This is a genomic window from Streptomyces klenkii (assembly GCF_003626645.1).
In the GTDB taxonomy this organism is placed as follows: domain Bacteria; phylum Actinomycetota; class Actinomycetes; order Streptomycetales; family Streptomycetaceae; genus Streptomyces; species Streptomyces klenkii.
In genome coordinates this window covers 84,111-101,298 of record NZ_RBAM01000005.1, presented here as the reverse complement: position 1 = coordinate 101,298, position 17,188 = coordinate 84,111, and the positions used below count along the sequence as shown (strand labels likewise).

Genomic DNA, 17,188 nt, shown 5'->3' with positions numbered 1-17,188 from the left:
CGTGGTCAGACCAGCTCGCGCAGGTCGATCGCGTCGCTGAACGCCTTCATCCCCGCGTCGTTCGGGTGCAGGTGGTCGCCGCCGTCGTACGCCGGCAGCATCCGGTCCGGGTGCTGCGGGTCCCGGATCGCCGCGTCGAAGTCGTACACGGCGTCGTAGGCGCGGCCCGTGCTGCCGCCCATCCGGATGTGCCGGTTGATGGCGGCGCGCCGGGCCTCGGCGTCCGCCGTGCAGTCGTAGAAGCCGCCGCAGGGCGCGATCGTCGCGGCGATGACCCGCATCCCGCGCTCGTGGGCGCGCTCGGCGATCGCCTCCAGGCCCGCGATGACCTGCGCGGCCGACGTCCCGGACCGGATGTCGTTGACGCCCTCGAAGACGATGACCGTACGGGCCGAGGTCTGCGCCAGCACGTCCCGCTCCAGGCGGTGCTGCGCGCTGACGCCGCTCATGATGGTGCTGGTCCCGTCGCCCGGGTAGCGGTCGGTCACCACGCGGTTGCCGGAGATCCCGTGGTTGAGGACCCCCAGCCGCGGCAGGGAGTGCTGCGCCTGGAGCCGCCGCGCCAGCAGGTCGGGCCAGCGGCCGTTGGCGCCGGGCGTCGACCGCTCGCCGTCGGTGATGGAGTCGCCCAGCGTCACCACGGACCCGGGCCCGCCCTCCACGTCCACGCCCGTCAGCAGCGGCCAGGTGGAGAGCGTGCCGGTGTACGCGCCCGCGCCGCGCTCGCCCGTCCGGTCGCCACTGCCGTCGCCGGTCAGGTAGGAGACCTGCGCGGTGTAGCTGTGCACGGGCACGGCCGCCACCTTGCCGGGCAGGTGGATGCTCACGAGCAGGTTGGTGCCGGCCGGCACCCGGAAGCCCAGCGGGTCGCTGAAGGCCTGCGCGCCGGCGGGGATCACCGTGTCCGGCCGCCCGCCGAAGGACAGGGCCCGCGGCGCGCCGGCCGCGGCCGCGCCCTTGCCTTGCAGGGCGATCGTGGCGTGGCCGATCCGCACCGGCCGGGGCGCGAAGGTGTTCTCCAGCCGGATCCGCGTCGCGGGCCCGCCCGCGCTGCTGTGCACGACCAGCCGCAGCGTGCGGTCCGTCCACGGCCCGACGGCCGCGTAGCCGGAGGTGGACGCGGCCCAGGTGCCGGTCCAGCCGCGTGAGCCGCCGCGCAGCGCGAGGGAGAAGACGTGCAGGTCGCTGTCCGGCCCGGGGTCCTGCGGGAGCACCACGGAGGCGAGTTCGCGGCCGGGCGCGACCGGCACGGACACCGCGTACAGCCGCGTGGTCTCGGCGCGCCGCCCGCCGGGCGTGTTGAGGTGGGGCAGGCCGAGGGCCTTCGTCGTCAGGGGGCCGCGGCGCCAGTCCGGCGCCGTCAGCCGGTACGTGCTGCGCGAGCCGTCGCGGTAGCGCACCGTGCCCGTGCCGCCGGCGTCGCCGCCCGGCGCGCCCTTGGCCGTCGCGGCGACGAGGAAGGTGAGGGCCTCGCCGCGGCCGCCGAGGCGGACGGCCTGCCCCGCCGCGCGGACGTTGTCGGGCCGGCCGGCGGCCGTGCGGGGCCGGCGCAGCGGGGCGCCGTCGAAAGCGAGTTCGCGGCCGGGCGTCCAGCCGGCGGCCGCGAGGTCCTGGGCGGAGAGGGAGTTGCCGGCTCCGTCGAAGTCGGCCGCGCCGGGGCGGGCGTCATCACTGATCGCTCTGCTGTCGAAGAGCCGCTCCAAAGGGAGCGGCTCTCGGTCGGACGGTGCACTTGGTTGTTGCCCGGCGGCGAGCGCCGGGGCGTTTGCGGCAGCGACGGCGCACGCGGCGCTCGCGATCCCCACCGCGGCGGCCCGGACCGCGGTCCGGGCCGCCGCCCACCGTCTGTGCCGTCTACCGCCCGGCTTCTCTGTTCGGAGCATGCGTCTCATGCCTCCCTTGGTTCCCCGCTCGGTACGTGGCTGCATGAAGCTAAGAAGACGCATGGGCAACGTCAAGGAGGCCATCCGGTCACGCCGGCGCCGCGCGCCTGTGGTGGGGCCATCCGTGCGAGTGCGATCCTGTTGGTATGAACATTCCCTTCTTGGACAGTTGGCGAAAGCGACACGGCCCGGGGCGCGGGGCGGCGCTGGCGAGCGCGGTCGACCGGGACCCGGAAGGGCTCGCGGAGCTGCTGTCCGAGTGCGAACTGCTGCGCACGCACGCGCAGTCCGCGGGAGTGGCGCTGGACGACTCGCCCGCTTCCCTGGAGGCCCTGGACCAGCTGCAGCCGCGCTGGCGCGACGACCCGGAACTGCTGCCCTGGCTCGGCAACGACGCGGGTCTCTACCTGGGCACGGTCGTCATCCGTACGGTCCGGGACGCGGGGTGGTGGATCCGGTCCGACGGCCAGCCGGTGGTGCGGCTGGCCAACGGCCGCGAGGTCGACGTGGTCGAGGCGGGGCAGGCGTGGGCGGCCGACGGCGCGCCGGAGCTGTCCCAGCTGTACGCGGAGCTCGCCGAGAGCTGACGTACGGGATGACGCGCGGGCTGACCTACGGGGGCCGGCGTGGTCGCGGATGCGCGGGCCGACGTACGGGCTGACGTACGGGCTGACGTGCGCGCTGACGTACGGCCCGGCGTACCCCCTCAGCTGGTGAATGCGATGTCGTACTCCACCCGCCAGCGGTCCGCGCGGACGACGATGTCGGAGGTCTCCACGGCGCGGCCGTCGCCGTCGAAGTGCGTGCGCTCGATGACCGTGACGCAGCTGCCCGCGGCGCAGCCCAGCGCCTCCGCCTCCGGCGTGCTCGCGGGCCGGGAGCCGACCAGCTCCTGCGCCCGTACGACGCGGATCCCGATGGCCGCGAGCCGCCCGCGCACCCCCCGCCGGGCGTAGGGCCCGCGCTCGGGCAGGACGACGTCCGTGCCCTCGGTGATGGCGAGCGGCTCCCAGCTCGTGGCGAGCTGGACGGGGTGCCGGTTGGCCAGGTACTCGTACTGGGTGCAGAGCACGCGCGTGCCCACGCCGATGTGCAGCCGCTGGGCGATCCGCTCCGGGGCGGCGGTCTCGGTGGACGAGGCTTCCCACGTAAGAGTGGTGTTGCGGCCCGTGCCGCCGTCGGGCGGGGGCTGCCGGCCGGACTGCCGGCCCTGGCGCGGGCGGGGCGGCCCGTACCCCCGGATCTGGGCGGCGAAGGGGGTGTCGACGGCCCCGGTGGACCGCAGCAGGCTGCCGAGCGGCGCCCGGTCGGTGACGAACACGCCGCGGCCGAACTGGCCTTCCGCGTAGCCGGCGGCCTTCAGCACGCGCACCGCCCGGTCCACGGTCTGATCGCTGGCCGCGTAGGCGCGCTTGAGCTCGGAGCGGGAGGGGATGCGCTCGCCCACGGCGAGCCCGCCCTCGTCGATCCGCCGGCGCAGATCGTCCGCGATGCGCTGGTAGACGGGCCTGCTGTCGCCCACCCCCGGCTCCTTTCCCCCGAGTTCCCCCAGTCCGTCCCCCTCAGGCTAGGTACCCAGGCCCGGTCTGTGTACCTAGGGCAAATGGCGGGCAATGTGTAACGAATGCCCATATGAATGCGTGTCATGGCTGAAGTCCCCTATGGAGGGGAATAGTTTGCCCGGATGGCGAGCGTGGACCGGAAGAGCGCGGAGAGTGGGCGGGACTGGGTATGGCCGTCGATCCCCTGATCGAAATGCGTGATGTCAACAAGCATTACGGCAAGCTGCACGTCCTGAAGGACATCAACCTCACCGTCGGCCGCGGCGAGGTGGTCGTCGTCATCGGCCCCTCCGGCTCCGGGAAGTCCACCCTGTGCCGCGCCATCAACCGCCTGGAGCCCGTCGAGTCCGGCACGATCCTCCTCGACGGGCACCCGCTGCCCGACGAGGGGCGCGAGCTCGCCAAGCTGCGGGCCGAGGTCGGGATGGTCTTCCAGTCCTTCAACCTCTTCGCCCACAAGACCGTGCTCGCCAACGTCTCCCTGGCGCCGGTCAAGGTGCGCAAGCGGTCCAGGGAGGAGGCGGACCGGCGCTCGCGCGAGCTGCTGGAGCGCGTCGGCCTCCTCGCCCACGCGGACAAGTACCCGGCGCAGCTCTCCGGTGGCCAGCAGCAGCGCGTGGCCATCGCCCGCGCCCTGGCCATGGAGCCCAAGGCCCTCCTCTTCGACGAGCCGACGTCCGCGCTCGACCCGGAGATGATCAATGAGGTGCTGGAGGTCATGCAGCAGCTCGCGCGGGACGGCATGACGATGGTCGTCGTCACCCACGAGATGGGCTTCGCCCGCTCCGCCGCGAACCGCGTCGTCTTCATGGCCGACGGCCGCATCGTCGAGGACCGCGCCCCCGAGGAGTTCTTCACCGCGCCGCGCAGCGAGCGCGCCAAGGACTTCCTCTCCAAGATCCTCAAGCACTGAGCGGGGGACCGGTGACTCTGCAGACACTGACGCGCCGGCGCCGCATCCGCCGCCCGCACGCCCCGCGCCGCCCGCTCGCCGTGCGGCGGCCGCGGGCCCTGCGCCGTACGGCCGCCGCCCTGGCCCTGGCCGCCCTCGCGCTTCCGGCCGCCGCCTGCGGCAAGTCCGGCAGCCCGCCCGTCAAGGGGCCCAAGGCCGAGGCCCTGCCGGTCTACCGGGTCGACACGGGCTTCCAGCTGGCCGACTCGCCCACCTGGCGGGCCGCGAAGGCCCGCGGCCACCTCGTCGTCGGCGCCAAGGAGGACCAGCCCTACATGGGCGAGAAGGACCCCGCCACCGGCGTCTACTCCGGCTACGACATCGAGATCGCCCGCATGATGTCCGCCTCCCTCGGCTTCGACCCCAAGACCGTCCGGTTCCGCACGATCGCCTCGGCGAACCGCGAAACCGCCCTCCAGAACGGCCAGATCGACTACTACGTCGGCACGTACACCATCAACGCCCTGCGCAAGAAGCAGGTCGGCTTCGCCGGGCCGTACTACATCGCCGGGCAGTCGCTGCTCGTCCGCACCGACGAGACGGACATCAACGGCCCCCAGGACCTGGCCGGCAAACGGGTCTGCTCGGCCGCCGGCTCCACCCCGCTGCAGCGCATCGAGCGCGATTACCCCAAGGCGATCGCGGTGGCCTACGACACCTACTCGGTCTGTGTGGACAACCTCCTCAGCCTCCAGGTCGACGCCGTCACCACCGACGACACCATCCTCATGGGCTTCGCCGCCAAGGCCCCCGACGAACTGAAGATCGCCGGCAAGCCCTTCTCGAAGGAGCCCTACGGCATCGGCGTGCCCCGCGGCGACAACGCCCTCCGCTTCGCCCTGGACGACGCCATCGAGGCGCACGAGAAGAACGGCGACTGGAAGAAGGCGTACGACGCGACGCTCGGCCTCTCCGGGGTGTCGGCCCCGAAGCCGCCCGCCGTCGACCGCTACCCGGCGAGCTGAGGACGAGGACTTCCGTGAACGTACTCACCGACAACTTCTCCCTCTACGGCAAGGGGCTGCTCGGCACGGTCGAACTCACCGTCTACGCCTCGCTGCTCGCTCTCGTCCTGGGCTTCCTGATGGCCTCCTTCCGGGTCGCCCCCGTCGGCTCGCTGCGGGTCTTCGGCACGGTGTGGGTGACGGTGCTGCGCAACACCCCGCTCACGCTGCTGTTCTTCGCGGTGCTGCTCGGCCTGCCGCGGTTCGGCGTGGTGCTGCCCTTCCAGCTGTTCGCCGTCCTCGCCCTGGGCTGCTACACCTCGGCCTTCATCTGCGAGGCCGTGCGCTCGGGCATCAACACCGTGCCCACGGGGCAGGGCGAGGCGGCCCGCAGCCTGGGCATGACCTTCGGGCAGACCCTGAGCCTCGTCGTGCTGCCGCAGGCCTTCCGCTCCGTCATCCCGCCGGTCGGCTCCACCCTGATCGCGCTCGCCAAGAACTCCGCGATCGCCGGGTCCTTCAGCGTGACCGAGCTCCTCGGCACGTACAAGACGCTCAACGAGCTCGGCTACAGCGTCGTCTGGTCCTTCGTCTGGATCGCCGTCGGCTATCTGATCGTGACCCTGACCATCAGCGCGGTCTTCAACGTGCTGGAGAAGCGCTGGGGAGTGCCCCGATGACCGACACCGCGCTCTACGACATCCCCGGGCCGCGGGCCCGGCGGCGCCATCTGGTCTACGGCCTGGCCGCCACCGCCGTGATCCTGGGGATCATCGCCTGGGTGCTCTACCTCCTCTTCGACACCCACCAGTTCACGGCGCAGAAGTGGCGGCCCTTCGAGTACCAGGGCATCCAGGAGATGCTGCTGCGCGGCCTCGGCAACACGCTGAAGGCCTTCGCCTACGCCGCCGTGCTCTCCCTCGCCCTCGGCGGTCTGCTCGCCGCGGGCCGCCTCTCCGACCACCGGATCCTGCGCTGGGTCGCCACGCTCTTCGTGGAGTTCTTCCGGGCGATGCCGGTCCTGGTCATGATCTTCTTCGTCTTCGTCGCCCTGAAGGTGCAGCCGCTGCCGGCCCTCGTCACCGGGCTCACCCTCTACAACGGCTCGGTGCTCGCCGAGGTCTTCCGCAGCGGGGTGAACTCCGTCGACCGCGGCCAGCGGGAGGCGGCGTACGCGCTGGGGATGCGCAAGACGCAGGTGATGAGCCACGTGCTCGTGCCGCAGGCGCTCCGCGCCATGCTGCCGACGATCATCAGTCAGCTCGTGGTGGCGCTCAAGGACACCTCGCTCGGCTTCCTGATCACCTACGAGGAGTTCCTGCACGCCGGCAAGCTGATCGCCAGCAATCTGGACTACGGGCTGCCGTTCATCCCCGTCGTCATGATCATTTCTCCGATCTACATCGGCATGTGCATGCTCCTTTCGTGGCTGGCGACGTGGGTCGCCAAGCGGCAGCGGCGCAGCCTCAAGACGGAGGCGGTGGAGGTCGCCCCCGCGGAGCCCGGCACGCTGCTGCCGGGCGCCGGGCAGATCCATCCGTGACGATGGCTGGGGCTACTGGGCGGCGGGGGCTACTGCTTGACTGCCACTCAGCTACTCGACGATGACCTTGCCCGTCAGTGTCGAGTGGAAGTCGCAGTGGTAGGAGAAGGTTCCCCGGGTCGGGAAGACCTGGGTGAAGTCGCCGTCGGGGACGATGGCGCCCGAGTCCCAGCCCGGCTCGTCGGACGTCGAGGTGTGCTCGTCGTAGTCCTTGTTGACCCAGCGGACGGAGTCGCCGGCGTGGATGGTGACCGACGCCGGGACGAACTCGTAGCCCTCTATCACCACGGTGGTCTCGGTCATGGTTCTGCCGGCTCCGGCTGCGGGCGCCGCCGGTCCGGTCAGGAGCGCGCCGAGCGCGAGTGCCGTCAGCGGGGCGGTGAAGAGGCGGCGGAGCGAGCGCGCAGGTGAGTGTTGCATGGGAGCCCTCCTCGGACGTGAGTGCGGGGAAGCTGCCCTCTGGGTGGTGCGACAACCGCCCGTCACTCGAATGTGCGAACGATTCGGGATGCCGGTGCAGGGTGGGGCACCGGTGAGTGACATGGTCTCCGCGCCGGCCGTCCCGCGCCAGTCGGCCCCGGCGGCGCCCCGCGCGGGACGGCCGTTCCGCCCCGTCCCGCGTCAGCCGTCCTGCCCCAGCCACAGGTCCGGGCCGAAGACCTCGTAGTGGATGGCGGCCGGGGCCACCCCCGCCGCCAGGAGCTGCGTGCGGACGGAGCGGAGGAACGGCAGCGGGCCGCAGAGGTAGGCCGTGGTGCCCGCGGGGATGTCGATGCGGGAGAGGTCGGCGTAGCCGGTGCGGTCGGCGGGCCGGGTGCCCTCGGGCTCCTCGTACCAGACGTGCGCGACCGCGTCCGGCAGCTTCTCCGTGAGTTGCAGCAGGTCGGTGCGGAAGGCGTGGGTGGACTCGCTGCGGTCGGCGTGGACGGAGATGACGCGGCGGCGCGAGCCGGTCGCGGCCAGGTGGGAGAGCATCCCGGTCATGGGGGTGCAGCCGATGCCGGCCGAGGCCAGCAGGACGGGCCCGTCGCCGTCGTCGAGGGCGACGTCGCCGGCCGGCGCGCTGACCAGCAGGGTGTCGCCGACGGCCACGCGGTCGTGCAGGTGGTGGGAGACCTCGCCGTCCGGTTCGCCGGTCACGCGCTTGACGGAGAACTGGAGGGCGCCGTCGGGCCGGCCGGAGAGGCTGTACTGGCGGATCTGCCGTACACCGTCGGGGAGTTGCACCTGCACGGAGACGTACTGGCCGGGCCGGGAGGCGGGCAGCGGGCGGCCGTCCAGCGGCTGGACGACGTACGTGGTCACGTCCGCGGTCTCCGCGAGGCGGCCGGCGACGCGGTACGGGCGGAAGACGTCCCCGGCGGCGGTTCCGGCCTGCTCGTACAGGCGGGCCTCCAGGGCGATGAGGGCGTTGGCCATCAGCCAGTAGACCTCGTCCCAGGCCGCCTCGACCTCCTCGGTGACGGCGTCGCCCAGCACCTCCGCGATGGCCTCGAAGAGGTGGTGGCGGACCACCGGGTACTGATCGGGGCTGATGCCCAGCGACACGTGCTTGTGGGCGATGCGCGAGAGCATCGCGTCGGGCCGGGTCTCCGGGTGCTCGACCAGGGCCGTCGCGAAGGCGGCTATCGCCCCGGCGAGGGCCTGCTGCTGGGTGCCGCTCGCCTGGTTGCCGCGGTTGAACAGGTCGCGCAGGAGCGCGGGGTGGGCGGCGAAGAGCTTCTCGTAGAAGAGCGGGGCGATCTCGCCGATCGCGCCCCCGACGGCGGGGAGGGTGGCGCGGACGATCTCGGTCGACCTGGTGGACAGCATCGGCGCTCCTGGATCTTTTGAGTCTCTTGGATCTCGGATCTGGATCTCTTGAATTGGTATCTGTGATGCGCATTTTTGGTTGTGCGAAGAACCCCGGGGACTTCAGGGCTTCAGTCCCGCGTGCGGGTGCCCAGACTCAGCAGCACCGGGCCCGTCGGCGGGCCGGTCAGCTCCTCGATCGTGATCGGGTCCAGCGCGGCGAAGAACGCCTCCTGCGCGTTGCGCAGCGCCCCGCGCAGGCGGCATGCCGCGCGCAGCGGGCACGGTGGATCGTCTTCGCAGCCGACGACGTCGCCCACGCCCTCCAGCTCGCGCACCAGCCGACCGACGGAACCCGTCCGCCCGGCGGTGGTGAGGGTGAGTCCGCCGCCGCGGCCCCGGCGGGCCTCGACGACGCCCATGTGCTGAAGCCTGCTGACCACCTTTGCGGCGTGGGTGTACGGCACTCCGACCGCCTCGGCCACCTCGCGGGTGGTCGGGTTGTCGTCGCCGGTCACGGCCAGGCGCATGGCGATGCGCAGCGCGATGTCGGTGCTCTTGGTCAGTCGCACATCTGCACTCTACCTAATTGGATTCTTGTAATCCAATTAACCCTTCGGTCATTAGTTGACAGACGGTCACCACCCGGCGAGTCTGACGTCCGCGTCGGCGGTCGCATGGTTCACCGGACCGTTCACCGCACGACGCGTCCAGGACGACAGCACTTAGCACGGAGGCAGTAGTGGCACACGCGCACGGACGTGGTGGGCGGTACGGCAAGGGACTGGCTGCGCTCGGCGCGGCGGCGGCCCTGGCGGCGGGGGCGGCCGGCACCGCGACGGCGGAGGGCACGGAGGAAGCCGCGACCCCCGCCGGTGGCGCCCGCTACGTCGCCCTCGGCGACTCCTACACCTCCGGCCCGGGCATCCCGGAGCAGACCGGCGGCGACTGCGCCCGCTCCAGCGTCAACTACCCGGCGCTCACGGCGAAGGCCCTGAAGCAGACGTCCTTCAAGGACGTCAGCTGCAGCGGCGCCAAGACCGACGACATGTGGCGCGCCCAGGGCGACAACGCGCCCCAGCTCAACGCGCTCGGCACCAGCACCCGCCTCGTCACGCTCGGTATCGGCGGCAACGACATCGGCTTCGGCGACATCATCGGCACCTGCGCCCAGCTGTCCGCCACGGACCCGGCGGGCGCGCCCTGCCGCACGAAGTACACCGAGGGCGGCGCCGACCAGCTCACCGCGCGCATCGCCGGTGCCGCGCCCAAGGTCGCCAAGGTGCTGAAGGACGTCCACAAGCGCGCGCCGCACGCCCGCGTCGTCCTCGTCGGCTACCCGGCGATCATGCCGGAGGACGGCGCCGGGTGCTTCCCGGCCGTGCCGATCGCCGCGGGCGACGTCCCTTACCTGCGGGACACCGAGAAGCAGCTCAACACGATGCTGCTGGGCGAGGCCCGCAAGGCCGGCGTCCGCTTCGCCGACACGTACAAGCCGACCCTCGGCCACGACGTGTGCAAGCCCGCCGCGGACCGCTGGGTCGAGGGCGCCCAGCCGGAGAACCCGGCGGCCCCCTTCCACCCCAACGCCAAGGGCGAGGCCGCGATGGCCACCGCGGTCACCACGGCGGCCCGCGGCCGCTGAGACCGGTTCGGCGGCCGTACGGGCTGAGCCCGGTTGCTGAGCCGCGGGCCGGCTGACCACCTCTCTCCGCCGCGACGGCGGCGCGCCACGACGCCGGCGTCCGGCGGTGCCGTACGGGCTGAGCCCGGTCCGGCGCCGCCGGTCAGGTCCGGTGGGGCGTGAGCGCCGTCGCGGCGGGGGTGGTTCGGGGTGCGGTTCCCGCAATGGCGCGGGGCCGTCACTCCCCTCCGCCGCGACGGCGGCGTGCCACGATGCCGGCGTCCGGTGGTGCCGTACGGGCGGAGGCCGGTTCGTGAGGTCGCGGGGTGGCCGGATGCCCGGCTTCGCCGCAACCGCGGCGCCCCGCACCGCCGGTTGGCGCCGGTGGGGGTGCCGCGCCGTCTCCGCGCGGGTAGGCTCCGGGGCCCGTTCGTCACCTTGGAGGCAGTGATGGCCCGTCCGAGAACGAAACCCCCGCGCCGGCGACTGCCCGTGCTCGCCGCGACGGCTTCCCTGGTCATAGGACTCGGCGCGCTCCCGGCCGCCGCCGCCCAGCCCGGCGGGCAGCCCGCCGCCCGTACGCCCGCCAAGACCCCCGTCGCCGCCGGCTACGGCGGCGCCGTGGCCAGCGTCGACGCCGACGCCTCGGCCGCCGGCATCGAAGTGCTCCGCAAGGGCGGCAACGCCGTCGACGCGGCCGTGGCCACCGCCGCCGCCCTCGGCGTCACCGAGCCGTACTCCGCGGGCATCGGCGGAGGCGGCTACTTCGTGTACTACGACGCGAAGCGCCGCCAGGTCTCCACCCTCGACGGCCGCGAACGGGCCCCGCTCAGCGCGGACAAGAACCTCTTCCTGGAGAACGGCAAACCCCTGCCGTTCGCTGACGCCGTCACCAGCGGCCTGAGCGTGGGCACCCCGGGCACCCCCGCCACCTGGGACACCGCCCTGCGCACGTGGGGCAGCCGTTCGCTCGCCCAAGTGCTGAAGCCCGCCGAGCGCATCGCCCGCTCCGGCTTCACCGTCGACGCCACGTTCCGCCAGCAGACCACCGACAACCAGTCCCGCTTCAAGGACTTCCCGGCCACGGCGAAGCTGTTCCTGCCCGGCGGCGCCCCGCCGGCCGTCGGCAGCACGCTCAAGAACCCCGACCTGGCCCGGACGTACGCCCTGCTCGGCGAGCGCGGCGTGGACGCCCTCTACCGCGGCGAGCTCGGCCGGGACATCGTGCGGACCGTACGCAAGCCCCCCGTCGACCCCGCGTCCGGGCGCGTCGCCCGCCCCGGCGACCTGACGGAGCGGGACCTGCGCGCGTACGGGGCGGAGCGCCGGGCGCCGACGCGTACGTCGTACCGGGGACTCGACGTCTACGGCATCGGGCCCTCTTCCTCCGGCGGCACCACGGTCGCCGAGGCCCTCAACATCCTGGAGAGGGGCGACCTTTCGAAGGCCGACGAGAAGACGTACCTGCACCGTTACATCGAGGCGAGCCGGATCGCGTTCGCCGACCGCAACCGCTGGGTCGGCGACCCGGCCTTCGAGGACGTGCCCGCGAAGGCCCTCACCTCCCAGCGGTTCGCCGACGCCCGCGCCTGCCTCGTCAAGGACGACGCCGTGCTGAAGAGCCCGCTCGCGCCCGGCGACCCGCGCCGCCCGGTGCCCTGCGGCGCGCACGGCAAGGCCGCGCCCACCCCGTACGAGGGCGAGCACACCACTCACCTGACGGCCGCCGACAAGTGGGGCAACGTCGTCGCGTACACGCTCACCATCGAGCAGACCGGCGGCAGCGGCATCACCGTCCCCGGCCGCGGTTTCCTGCTCAACAACGAGCTGACCGACTTCTCCTTCACCCCCGTCACGCCGGGCGTCCACGACCCCAACCTGCCGGGCCCGGGCAAGCGCCCGCGCTCGTCGATCTCGCCCACGATCGTCCTCGACCACGGGCGGCCCGCGTTCGCCCTCGGTTCCCCCGGCGGCGCGACGATCATCACCACGGTGCTCCAGACGCTCCTCAACCACGTCGACCGCGGGATGCCGCTCGTCGACGCGATCGCGGCGCCGCGCGCCAGCCAGCGCAACGCGGCGGCCACCGAGCTGGAACCGGGCCTGTGGGACAGCGCGTTGCGCGGCCGGCTGGAGCGCATCGGGCACGCCTTCAAGCTCAACCCCGAGATCGGCGCGGCGACCGCCGTGCAGCGGCTGCCGGACGGCCGCTGGGTGGCCGCGGCCGAGCGGACCCGGCGCGGCGGGGGCTCGGCGATGGTGGTGCGGCCGAGCGGGCACGCTCCCACCCGCTGAGGGCGTGCGCATCACCCACATGGGCGTATCGGTCCGGGCCGCCGGTTGGGCCGCCGGGGTCCGGGCCACGTTCCTGACATGGCTGCGGGGGAGCACACGGGACGGCGGTCCGGCCCCAGGAGGGCACTGACGGCCTCCCTGGCCCTCCTGACGGCCCTGGCGGGCGCGCTGTGGGGGTTGTGGGGGCTGCTGACGGGACCGGCGGCGCACGCGGCCCAGGCCGCCCGGGCCGCCGGGACACCCACGTGCACGCTGGGCGCCTACCTCAGCGACCTGTACGACATCGACCCCGCGAAGCACACCTTCGCCGCGCGGTTCCGCCTCTGGTCCGTGTGCCCCGAGCGCGACCTGGACCCGCTGCCCAAGGTCTCCTTCAGCAATGTCAGCAGCCCGGAGAAGGGCGACCCGGTGGTGACCGTCCACCCGGGCGGCGTCCGGGACGTCATGCTGCTCCAGGGAACGTTCCGGCAGAACTGGGACGCCCGGGCCTTCCCCTTCGACGAGCAGCGGATCGAGGTGGTGGTGAGCGCCGGCCGGCCGCTGGACGAGTTCCGGTTCGTGCCCGACAACGCGAACTCCGCCGTCAGCGAGGGCGTCGCCCCGTCCGGCTGGCGCGTCACCGGCTTCCGGCTGGTCGCCACGGAACACCGCTTCCCCACGAACTTCGGCGACCCCTCCCTCCGGCCGGGATCAGGCGTCACGCACAGCCAGGTGCGCATCCGGATCGGCCTGGAGCGCGACGACCCCACCGCCTTCCTGAAGCTGACCGGCCCGCTGTACCTCATGGTGCTCGTCGTCACCGCCACCTTCCTGCTGCCCTCGCACAACGAGGAGCTCGCCATGGGCGAGCGGCTGGACTCCCTCCAGAGCCGGCTGGGGCTGCTCGGCGGCGGCCTCTTCGTCATCATGCTGAACATGCAGCAGGTCAGTGCGGTGGTGACCAGCAGCGTGGGGCTCACGCTCCTCGACTGGCTCCACCTGCTCACCCTGGCCTACGTGCTGCTGGCGGTGGTGGGCACGGTGGTGCCCTGGCGCTGGACGGTGCAGGGCGTCGACCCCGCGCGGGTGGAGACGTACCACCACAAGGGAGCCGTCTACGGGCTCCTGGGGTACTCCCTGGCCGCCGCCGCGATCGTGGGCGGGTTCGCGGCGGCGGACTGGGTGTGGTGAGGCCCGGGAGCCTCACCGGTCCTGCCGGCCCAGCAGCTTGATCACCTCGTCCGCCGTGCCGGTCTCCGCGAGGCGCGGGAAGATCCTTTCGACGGCGGTGCGGTGCACCTCCGGGTCGGTGTCGGTGACCGCGTCGGTCACGACCGTCACGTGGTAGCCGTGCTCGTGGGCGGCCCGGGCGGTGGACTCCACGCCCGCGCCGGTCGCGATCCCCGCGAGGACGACCTGGGTGACGCCGCGGCGGCGCAGCTGGAGGTCGAGGTCGGTGGCGTGGAACGCGCCCCACGTGTGCTTGGTGACCACGATGTCGCCCTCCGCGCGGCCGAGTTCGGGCAGCAGCTCGGCGAAGTCCGCCGGGAACTCCCCGCCGCGCAGGGGCGTCTCGGAGCGGCCGGGCGCGGCACCGGTGACGCGGACGAGGACGACCGGCAGGCCGTGGTCGCGGAAGGCGGCGGCCAGGCGGGCGCCGCGTTCGACGATCTCCCCGGAGGGATGGGCGGTGGGCAGGGCGACGATGCCCTTCTGGAGGTCGATCAGGACGAGGGCGGTGGTCTTGTCGAGCGTGGTGACGGGCATGGGCCGTGGGCTCCGTTTCCGGGTCAGGTGCGGGAGGGGGCGCGCAGGGCGCGGTCGGTGGCGGTGAGGGCGAGCAGCAGCAGGTTCAGCACGCCGGTGACGGCGGCGAGCCGGTGGAGTCCGGCGTCGCCCGCCCGCTGCCCGAAGCAGAGGGCGAGCAGGCCGGTGGCGGCCATCGCGCTCGCGTACTGGGCGGTGCGTTGCAGCCCGGCCGCGGACCCGACGCGGTCGGGCCGGGCCTGGGCGTAGACGGCGGCCTGGTTGCCGGTGGCGAACAGGCCCTGGGGGATGCCGAACAGCGCGGCGGCGACGAGCAGCGCGGCCAGTGGTGCGCCGCCGGTGGTGACCACCAGGACGCCGCTGCCCGCGGCGAGCAGGGCGGCGGCCGTGGTGAGCGGGGCGCGCAGGCCCTTCGTCCGGGCGCCGAGCAGGGAGCAGGCGGCGGCCGCGAGGGACATCGGCAGCATGACCAGGCCGGTCTGGAAGGAGGTGTAGCCGTGGGACTCCTCCAGCCATTGGGAGTACCCGTAGAGGCAGGCGTAGATGGACAGGTAGGCGAGCCCGTGGCGCAGGTAGGTGCGCAGGAGGGCGGGCCGGGACGGAGCCGGGCCGCCGGACCGCTGCGCCTGCTGTACGGGGCGGGGCCCGTCGCCGGCCGGGCGCTGCCGGTCGTGCGGGAGCCACGGGAGGGCAGCCGCGAGCGCGAGGAGGGCCAGGGGGACGTTGACCGCGAAGATGCCCCGCCAGCCGGTGGTCGCGGTGAGGAGCCCGCCGAGCGTGGGGCCGAGGGCCGCGCTGCCGAGGGCGGCGAGCGAGAGGCGGCCCATCACGGGGCGGGGTGCGGGACGGCCGGTGCGCAGGGACTCGGCGCGCAGCACGGCCATCGCGGCCGGGTACGCGGCCGAGGTGCCGAGGCCCAGCAGGACGCGGGCGGCGATCACCCATCCGAAGCCGGGCGCGAGCGTGCCGAGCAGTCCGGCGGCGCAGACGAGGACGAGGCCCGCCAGGAACACGCGGCGGGGGCCGAGGGAGTCGGCCAGGCGGCCCATGACGGGCTGGCCGACGGCGCTGGCGAGGTAGAGGGAGGACAGCAGCCATCCGGTGCCGGAGGGGCCGGTGCCGAAGTCGTGGCCGATCGCCACCAGGCCGGTGGCGATCATGGTGCTGTTGAGGGGGTTGAGGACGGAGCCCAGGAGCAGCGGCGTCATCAGGCGGACGCCGAAGCCGTCGTCGGGGGCGGTGGTGCCGGTGCCCCGGGCGCGGTGGGCGGTCCTTAAGGCTTTCACTCCTCCACCAGGCGCTGGAGCAGGCGGGTGGCCTCGGCGAGGGACCGCTGCTCCTCCGGGGAGAGCTGGTGGGTGATGGCGTCGGCGAGCCAGGTGTTCTTGGAGTGGCGTACGGAGGCGACGGCCTCTTCGCCGTACTCCGTGAGGGAGAACAGGACCTGGCGCCCGTCCGTGGGGTGCGGGGAGCGGGCGACCAGCTCCAGCTCCTCCAGCTTGGCGACGATGACGCGCATGGACTGCGGGCGGACGAGCTCCGCGCGGGCCAGCTCCGCGGTGGTGGCGGGCCCGCCGTTGGCGAGGCGGCCGAGGACGGTGCGCTGGGAGGGGGTGAGCGCGCCCTGCGGCGACGCCACGCGCAGGCGGCGCATGAGCTGGGAGACCACCGCGGCCAGGTCGGCGGCGGTGCGTTCCTGATCCTTGCCGGACGGCTGGCCGGCTTCCTTGTCGGACATGCCTCCACCGTAGATATCGACAGGGAAACTTGCAAGTTTTTCTGTTCTCTTGTGGGTGGGCCGGGTGCGGGCCGGGCGCGGGCCGGGTTATCCACAGGTTTTTCGACGGTCTTGCCGCGCGGCGTGCCGCGCCCTACGGTCGCAACCACACGTGGATCTACGCGTGTCAGCCAGGCCCGACAGCCTGGCCGGCGCCCCCGTGAAGGAGCAGCTCATGGCCAACGTCGTCCGCGCCGCTCTGGTCCAGGCCACCTGGACCGGCGACACCGAATCCATGCTCGCCAAGCACGAGGAGCACGCCCGCGCGGCCGCTTCCCGGGGCGCGCAGGTGATCGGCTTCCAAGAGGTCTTCAACGCCCCCTACTTCTGCCAGGTCCAGGAGAGCGAGCACTACCGCTGGGCCGAGCCCGTCCCCGACGGGCCCACGGTCCGCCGCATGCAGGAACTGGCCCGGGAGACGGGCATGGTGATCGTCGTGCCCGTCTTCGAGACCGAGGGCCCCGGCTTCTACTACAACACCGCGGCCGTCATCGACGCCGACGGCCGCTACCTCGGCAAGTACCGCAAGCACCACATCCCCCAGGTCAAGGGCTTCTGGGAGAAGTACTACTTCGCGCCGGGCAACCTCGGCTGGCCCGTCTTCGACACGGCCGTCGGCAAGGTCGGCGTCTACATCTGCTACGACCGCCACTTCCCCGAGGGCTGGCGCCAGCTCGGCCTCAACGGCGCCCAGCTCGTCTACAACCCCTCCGCCACCTCCCGCGGCCTCTCGGCCCACCTGTGGAAGCTGGAGCAGCCCGCCGCCGCCGTCGCCAACGCGTACTACGTCGCCGCCATCAACCGCGTCGGCCAGGAGGAGTACGGCGACAACGACTTCTACGGCACGTCCTACTTCGTCGACCCCCGCGGCCAGTTCGTCGGCGACGTGGCCAGCGACACCAAGGAGGAACTGCTCGTCCGCGACCTGGACCTGGACCTCATCGACGAGGTGCGGCAGCAGTGGGCCTTCTACCGCGACCGCCGGCCCGACGCGTACGACGGGCTGGTCCGGCCGTGACCCCCGCGAGCGGCCCCGGCCCCGGCGGCGCCCCGGCCACCCGCCTGCACGCC

At 73.0% G+C, this 17,188-nt stretch carries 17 protein-coding genes; 9 read left to right on the top strand and 8 right to left on the bottom strand.

Features of this window, described 5'->3' with window-relative positions; all coding sequences use genetic code 11:
* Positions 1-5 precede the first annotated feature (5 nt).
* Entirely contained in the window at positions 6-1,883 is a 1,878-nt protein-coding gene (locus D7231_RS13675; RefSeq protein WP_120755696.1) for an SGNH/GDSL hydrolase family protein, read from the bottom strand.
* 146 nt (positions 1,884-2,029) lie between these two features.
* On the opposite strand from D7231_RS13675, the gene D7231_RS13670 reads away from it, so the two are divergent.
* A complete protein-coding gene (locus D7231_RS13670; RefSeq protein WP_120755695.1) occupies positions 2,030-2,470 on the top strand; it encodes a DUF6278 family protein in 441 nt (146 codons plus the stop codon).
* A gap of 119 nt (positions 2,471-2,589) precedes the next feature.
* On the opposite strand, the gene D7231_RS13665 is transcribed toward D7231_RS13670, so the two are convergent.
* Complete coding sequence (locus D7231_RS13665) at positions 2,590-3,405, bottom strand: GntR family transcriptional regulator (protein ID WP_120755694.1); 816 nt, start codon at positions 3,403-3,405, stop codon at positions 2,590-2,592.
* A gap of 209 nt (positions 3,406-3,614) precedes the next feature.
* Between D7231_RS13665 and D7231_RS13660 the strand changes: the two genes are divergently transcribed.
* The 4 genes from D7231_RS13660 (at position 3,615) to D7231_RS13645 (ending at position 6,884) form a co-directional block, all read left to right on the top strand.
* Entirely contained in the window at positions 3,615-4,358 is a 744-nt protein-coding gene (locus D7231_RS13660) for an amino acid ABC transporter ATP-binding protein (protein ID WP_120755693.1), read from the top strand.
* An 80-nt stretch (positions 4,359-4,438) separates the two neighbouring features.
* A complete protein-coding gene (locus D7231_RS13655) occupies positions 4,439-5,362 on the top strand; it encodes a glutamate ABC transporter substrate-binding protein (protein ID WP_422396719.1) in 924 nt (307 codons plus the stop codon).
* A gap of 14 nt (positions 5,363-5,376) precedes the next feature.
* Positions 5,377-6,021: an amino acid ABC transporter permease gene (locus D7231_RS13650; RefSeq protein ID WP_120755692.1), complete on the top strand. Its 645-nt coding sequence runs from the start codon at positions 5,377-5,379 to the stop codon at positions 6,019-6,021.
* Positions 6,018-6,884, top strand: a complete 867-nt coding sequence (locus tag D7231_RS13645; RefSeq protein WP_120755691.1) for an amino acid ABC transporter permease — start codon at positions 6,018-6,020, stop codon at positions 6,882-6,884. Before D7231_RS13650 ends, D7231_RS13645 begins: the two co-directional genes overlap by 4 nt.
* 51 nt (positions 6,885-6,935) lie before the next feature.
* On the opposite strand, the gene D7231_RS13640 is transcribed toward D7231_RS13645, so the two are convergent.
* The 3 genes from D7231_RS13640 to D7231_RS13630 all read right to left on the bottom strand — a co-directional run bounded on the left by D7231_RS13640 (position 6,936) and on the right by D7231_RS13630 (position 9,247).
* Complete coding sequence (locus tag D7231_RS13640) at positions 6,936-7,304, bottom strand: cupredoxin domain-containing protein (RefSeq protein WP_158673745.1); 369 nt, start codon at positions 7,302-7,304, stop codon at positions 6,936-6,938.
* 201 nt (positions 7,305-7,505) lie between these two features.
* Positions 7,506-8,696, bottom strand: coding sequence for a globin domain-containing protein (locus tag D7231_RS13635; RefSeq protein ID WP_120755689.1), 1,191 nt, complete (start codon positions 8,694-8,696; stop codon positions 7,506-7,508).
* Between the two features lie 110 nt (positions 8,697-8,806).
* Positions 8,807-9,247 (bottom strand): RrF2 family transcriptional regulator, encoded by a 441-nt coding sequence (locus tag D7231_RS13630; protein ID WP_120755688.1) that lies wholly within the window; start codon positions 9,245-9,247, stop codon positions 8,807-8,809.
* Between the two features lie 170 nt (positions 9,248-9,417).
* Here D7231_RS13630 and D7231_RS13625 point away from each other — a divergent pair, with 170 nt between their 5' ends.
* From D7231_RS13625 to D7231_RS13615, 3 genes are all read left to right on the top strand, one after another.
* On the top strand, positions 9,418-10,320 hold the full coding sequence (locus tag D7231_RS13625; protein ID WP_120755687.1) for an SGNH/GDSL hydrolase family protein: 903 nt from the start codon (positions 9,418-9,420) through the stop codon (positions 10,318-10,320).
* A 429-nt stretch (positions 10,321-10,749) separates the two neighbouring features.
* The gene (gene ggt / locus D7231_RS13620; RefSeq protein WP_120755686.1) at positions 10,750-12,594 is read left to right on the top strand and encodes a gamma-glutamyltransferase; all 1,845 of its coding nucleotides are present in this window, start codon (positions 10,750-10,752) and stop codon (positions 12,592-12,594) included.
* A gap of 78 nt (positions 12,595-12,672) precedes the next feature.
* A complete protein-coding gene (locus D7231_RS13615; protein WP_147449716.1) occupies positions 12,673-13,764 on the top strand; it encodes a ligand-gated ion channel in 1,092 nt (363 codons plus the stop codon).
* Positions 13,765-13,776: 12 nt separating this feature from the next.
* Here D7231_RS13615 and D7231_RS13610 read toward each other — a convergent pair whose 3' ends face one another.
* From D7231_RS13610 to D7231_RS13600, 3 genes are read right to left on the bottom strand one after another with little or no spacing between them, the layout of a single operon-like run.
* Positions 13,777-14,340: an isochorismatase family protein gene (locus D7231_RS13610; RefSeq protein ID WP_120755684.1), complete on the bottom strand. Its 564-nt coding sequence runs from the start codon at positions 14,338-14,340 to the stop codon at positions 13,777-13,779.
* Positions 14,341-14,363: 23 nt separating this feature from the next.
* A complete protein-coding gene (locus D7231_RS13605) occupies positions 14,364-15,626 on the bottom strand; it encodes an MFS transporter (protein ID WP_241999698.1) in 1,263 nt (420 codons plus the stop codon).
* On the bottom strand, positions 15,623-16,078 hold the full coding sequence (locus tag D7231_RS13600; protein ID WP_120755683.1) for a MarR family winged helix-turn-helix transcriptional regulator: 456 nt from the start codon (positions 16,076-16,078) through the stop codon (positions 15,623-15,625). Before D7231_RS13600 ends, D7231_RS13605 begins: the two co-directional genes overlap by 4 nt.
* A gap of 214 nt (positions 16,079-16,292) precedes the next feature.
* Here D7231_RS13600 and D7231_RS13595 point away from each other — a divergent pair, with 214 nt between their 5' ends.
* Positions 16,293-17,135 carry a nitrilase-related carbon-nitrogen hydrolase gene (locus D7231_RS13595; protein ID WP_120755682.1) on the top strand — a complete coding sequence of 281 codons (843 nt, stop codon included), beginning with the start codon at positions 16,293-16,295 and terminating at the stop codon, positions 17,133-17,135.
* Positions 17,136-17,188: the final 53 nt, after the last annotated feature.

Coding starts and splice junctions, on each gene's coding strand:
- D7231_RS13675 (WP_120755696.1), bottom strand. CDS start 1,883: ATGCTCCGAACAGAGAAGCCGGGCGGTAGACGGCACAGACGGTGGGCG.
- D7231_RS13670 (WP_120755695.1), top strand. CDS start 2,030: ATGAACATTCCCTTCTTGGACAGTTGGCGAAAGCGACACGGCCCGGGG.
- D7231_RS13660 (WP_120755693.1), top strand. CDS start 3,615: ATGGCCGTCGATCCCCTGATCGAAATGCGTGATGTCAACAAGCATTAC.
- D7231_RS13645 (WP_120755691.1), top strand. CDS start 6,018: ATGACCGACACCGCGCTCTACGACATCCCCGGGCCGCGGGCCCGGCGG.
- D7231_RS13640 (WP_158673745.1), bottom strand. CDS start 7,304: ATGCAACACTCACCTGCGCGCTCGCTCCGCCGCCTCTTCACCGCCCCG.
- D7231_RS13635 (WP_120755689.1), bottom strand. CDS start 8,696: ATGCTGTCCACCAGGTCGACCGAGATCGTCCGCGCCACCCTCCCCGCC.
- ggt (WP_120755686.1), top strand. CDS start 10,750: ATGGCCCGTCCGAGAACGAAACCCCCGCGCCGGCGACTGCCCGTGCTC.
- D7231_RS13615 (WP_147449716.1), top strand. CDS start 12,673: ATGGCTGCGGGGGAGCACACGGGACGGCGGTCCGGCCCCAGGAGGGCA.
- D7231_RS13610 (WP_120755684.1), bottom strand. CDS start 14,340: ATGCCCGTCACCACGCTCGACAAGACCACCGCCCTCGTCCTGATCGAC.
- D7231_RS13600 (WP_120755683.1), bottom strand. CDS start 16,078: ATGTCCGACAAGGAAGCCGGCCAGCCGTCCGGCAAGGATCAGGAACGC.
- D7231_RS13595 (WP_120755682.1), top strand. CDS start 16,293: ATGGCCAACGTCGTCCGCGCCGCTCTGGTCCAGGCCACCTGGACCGGC.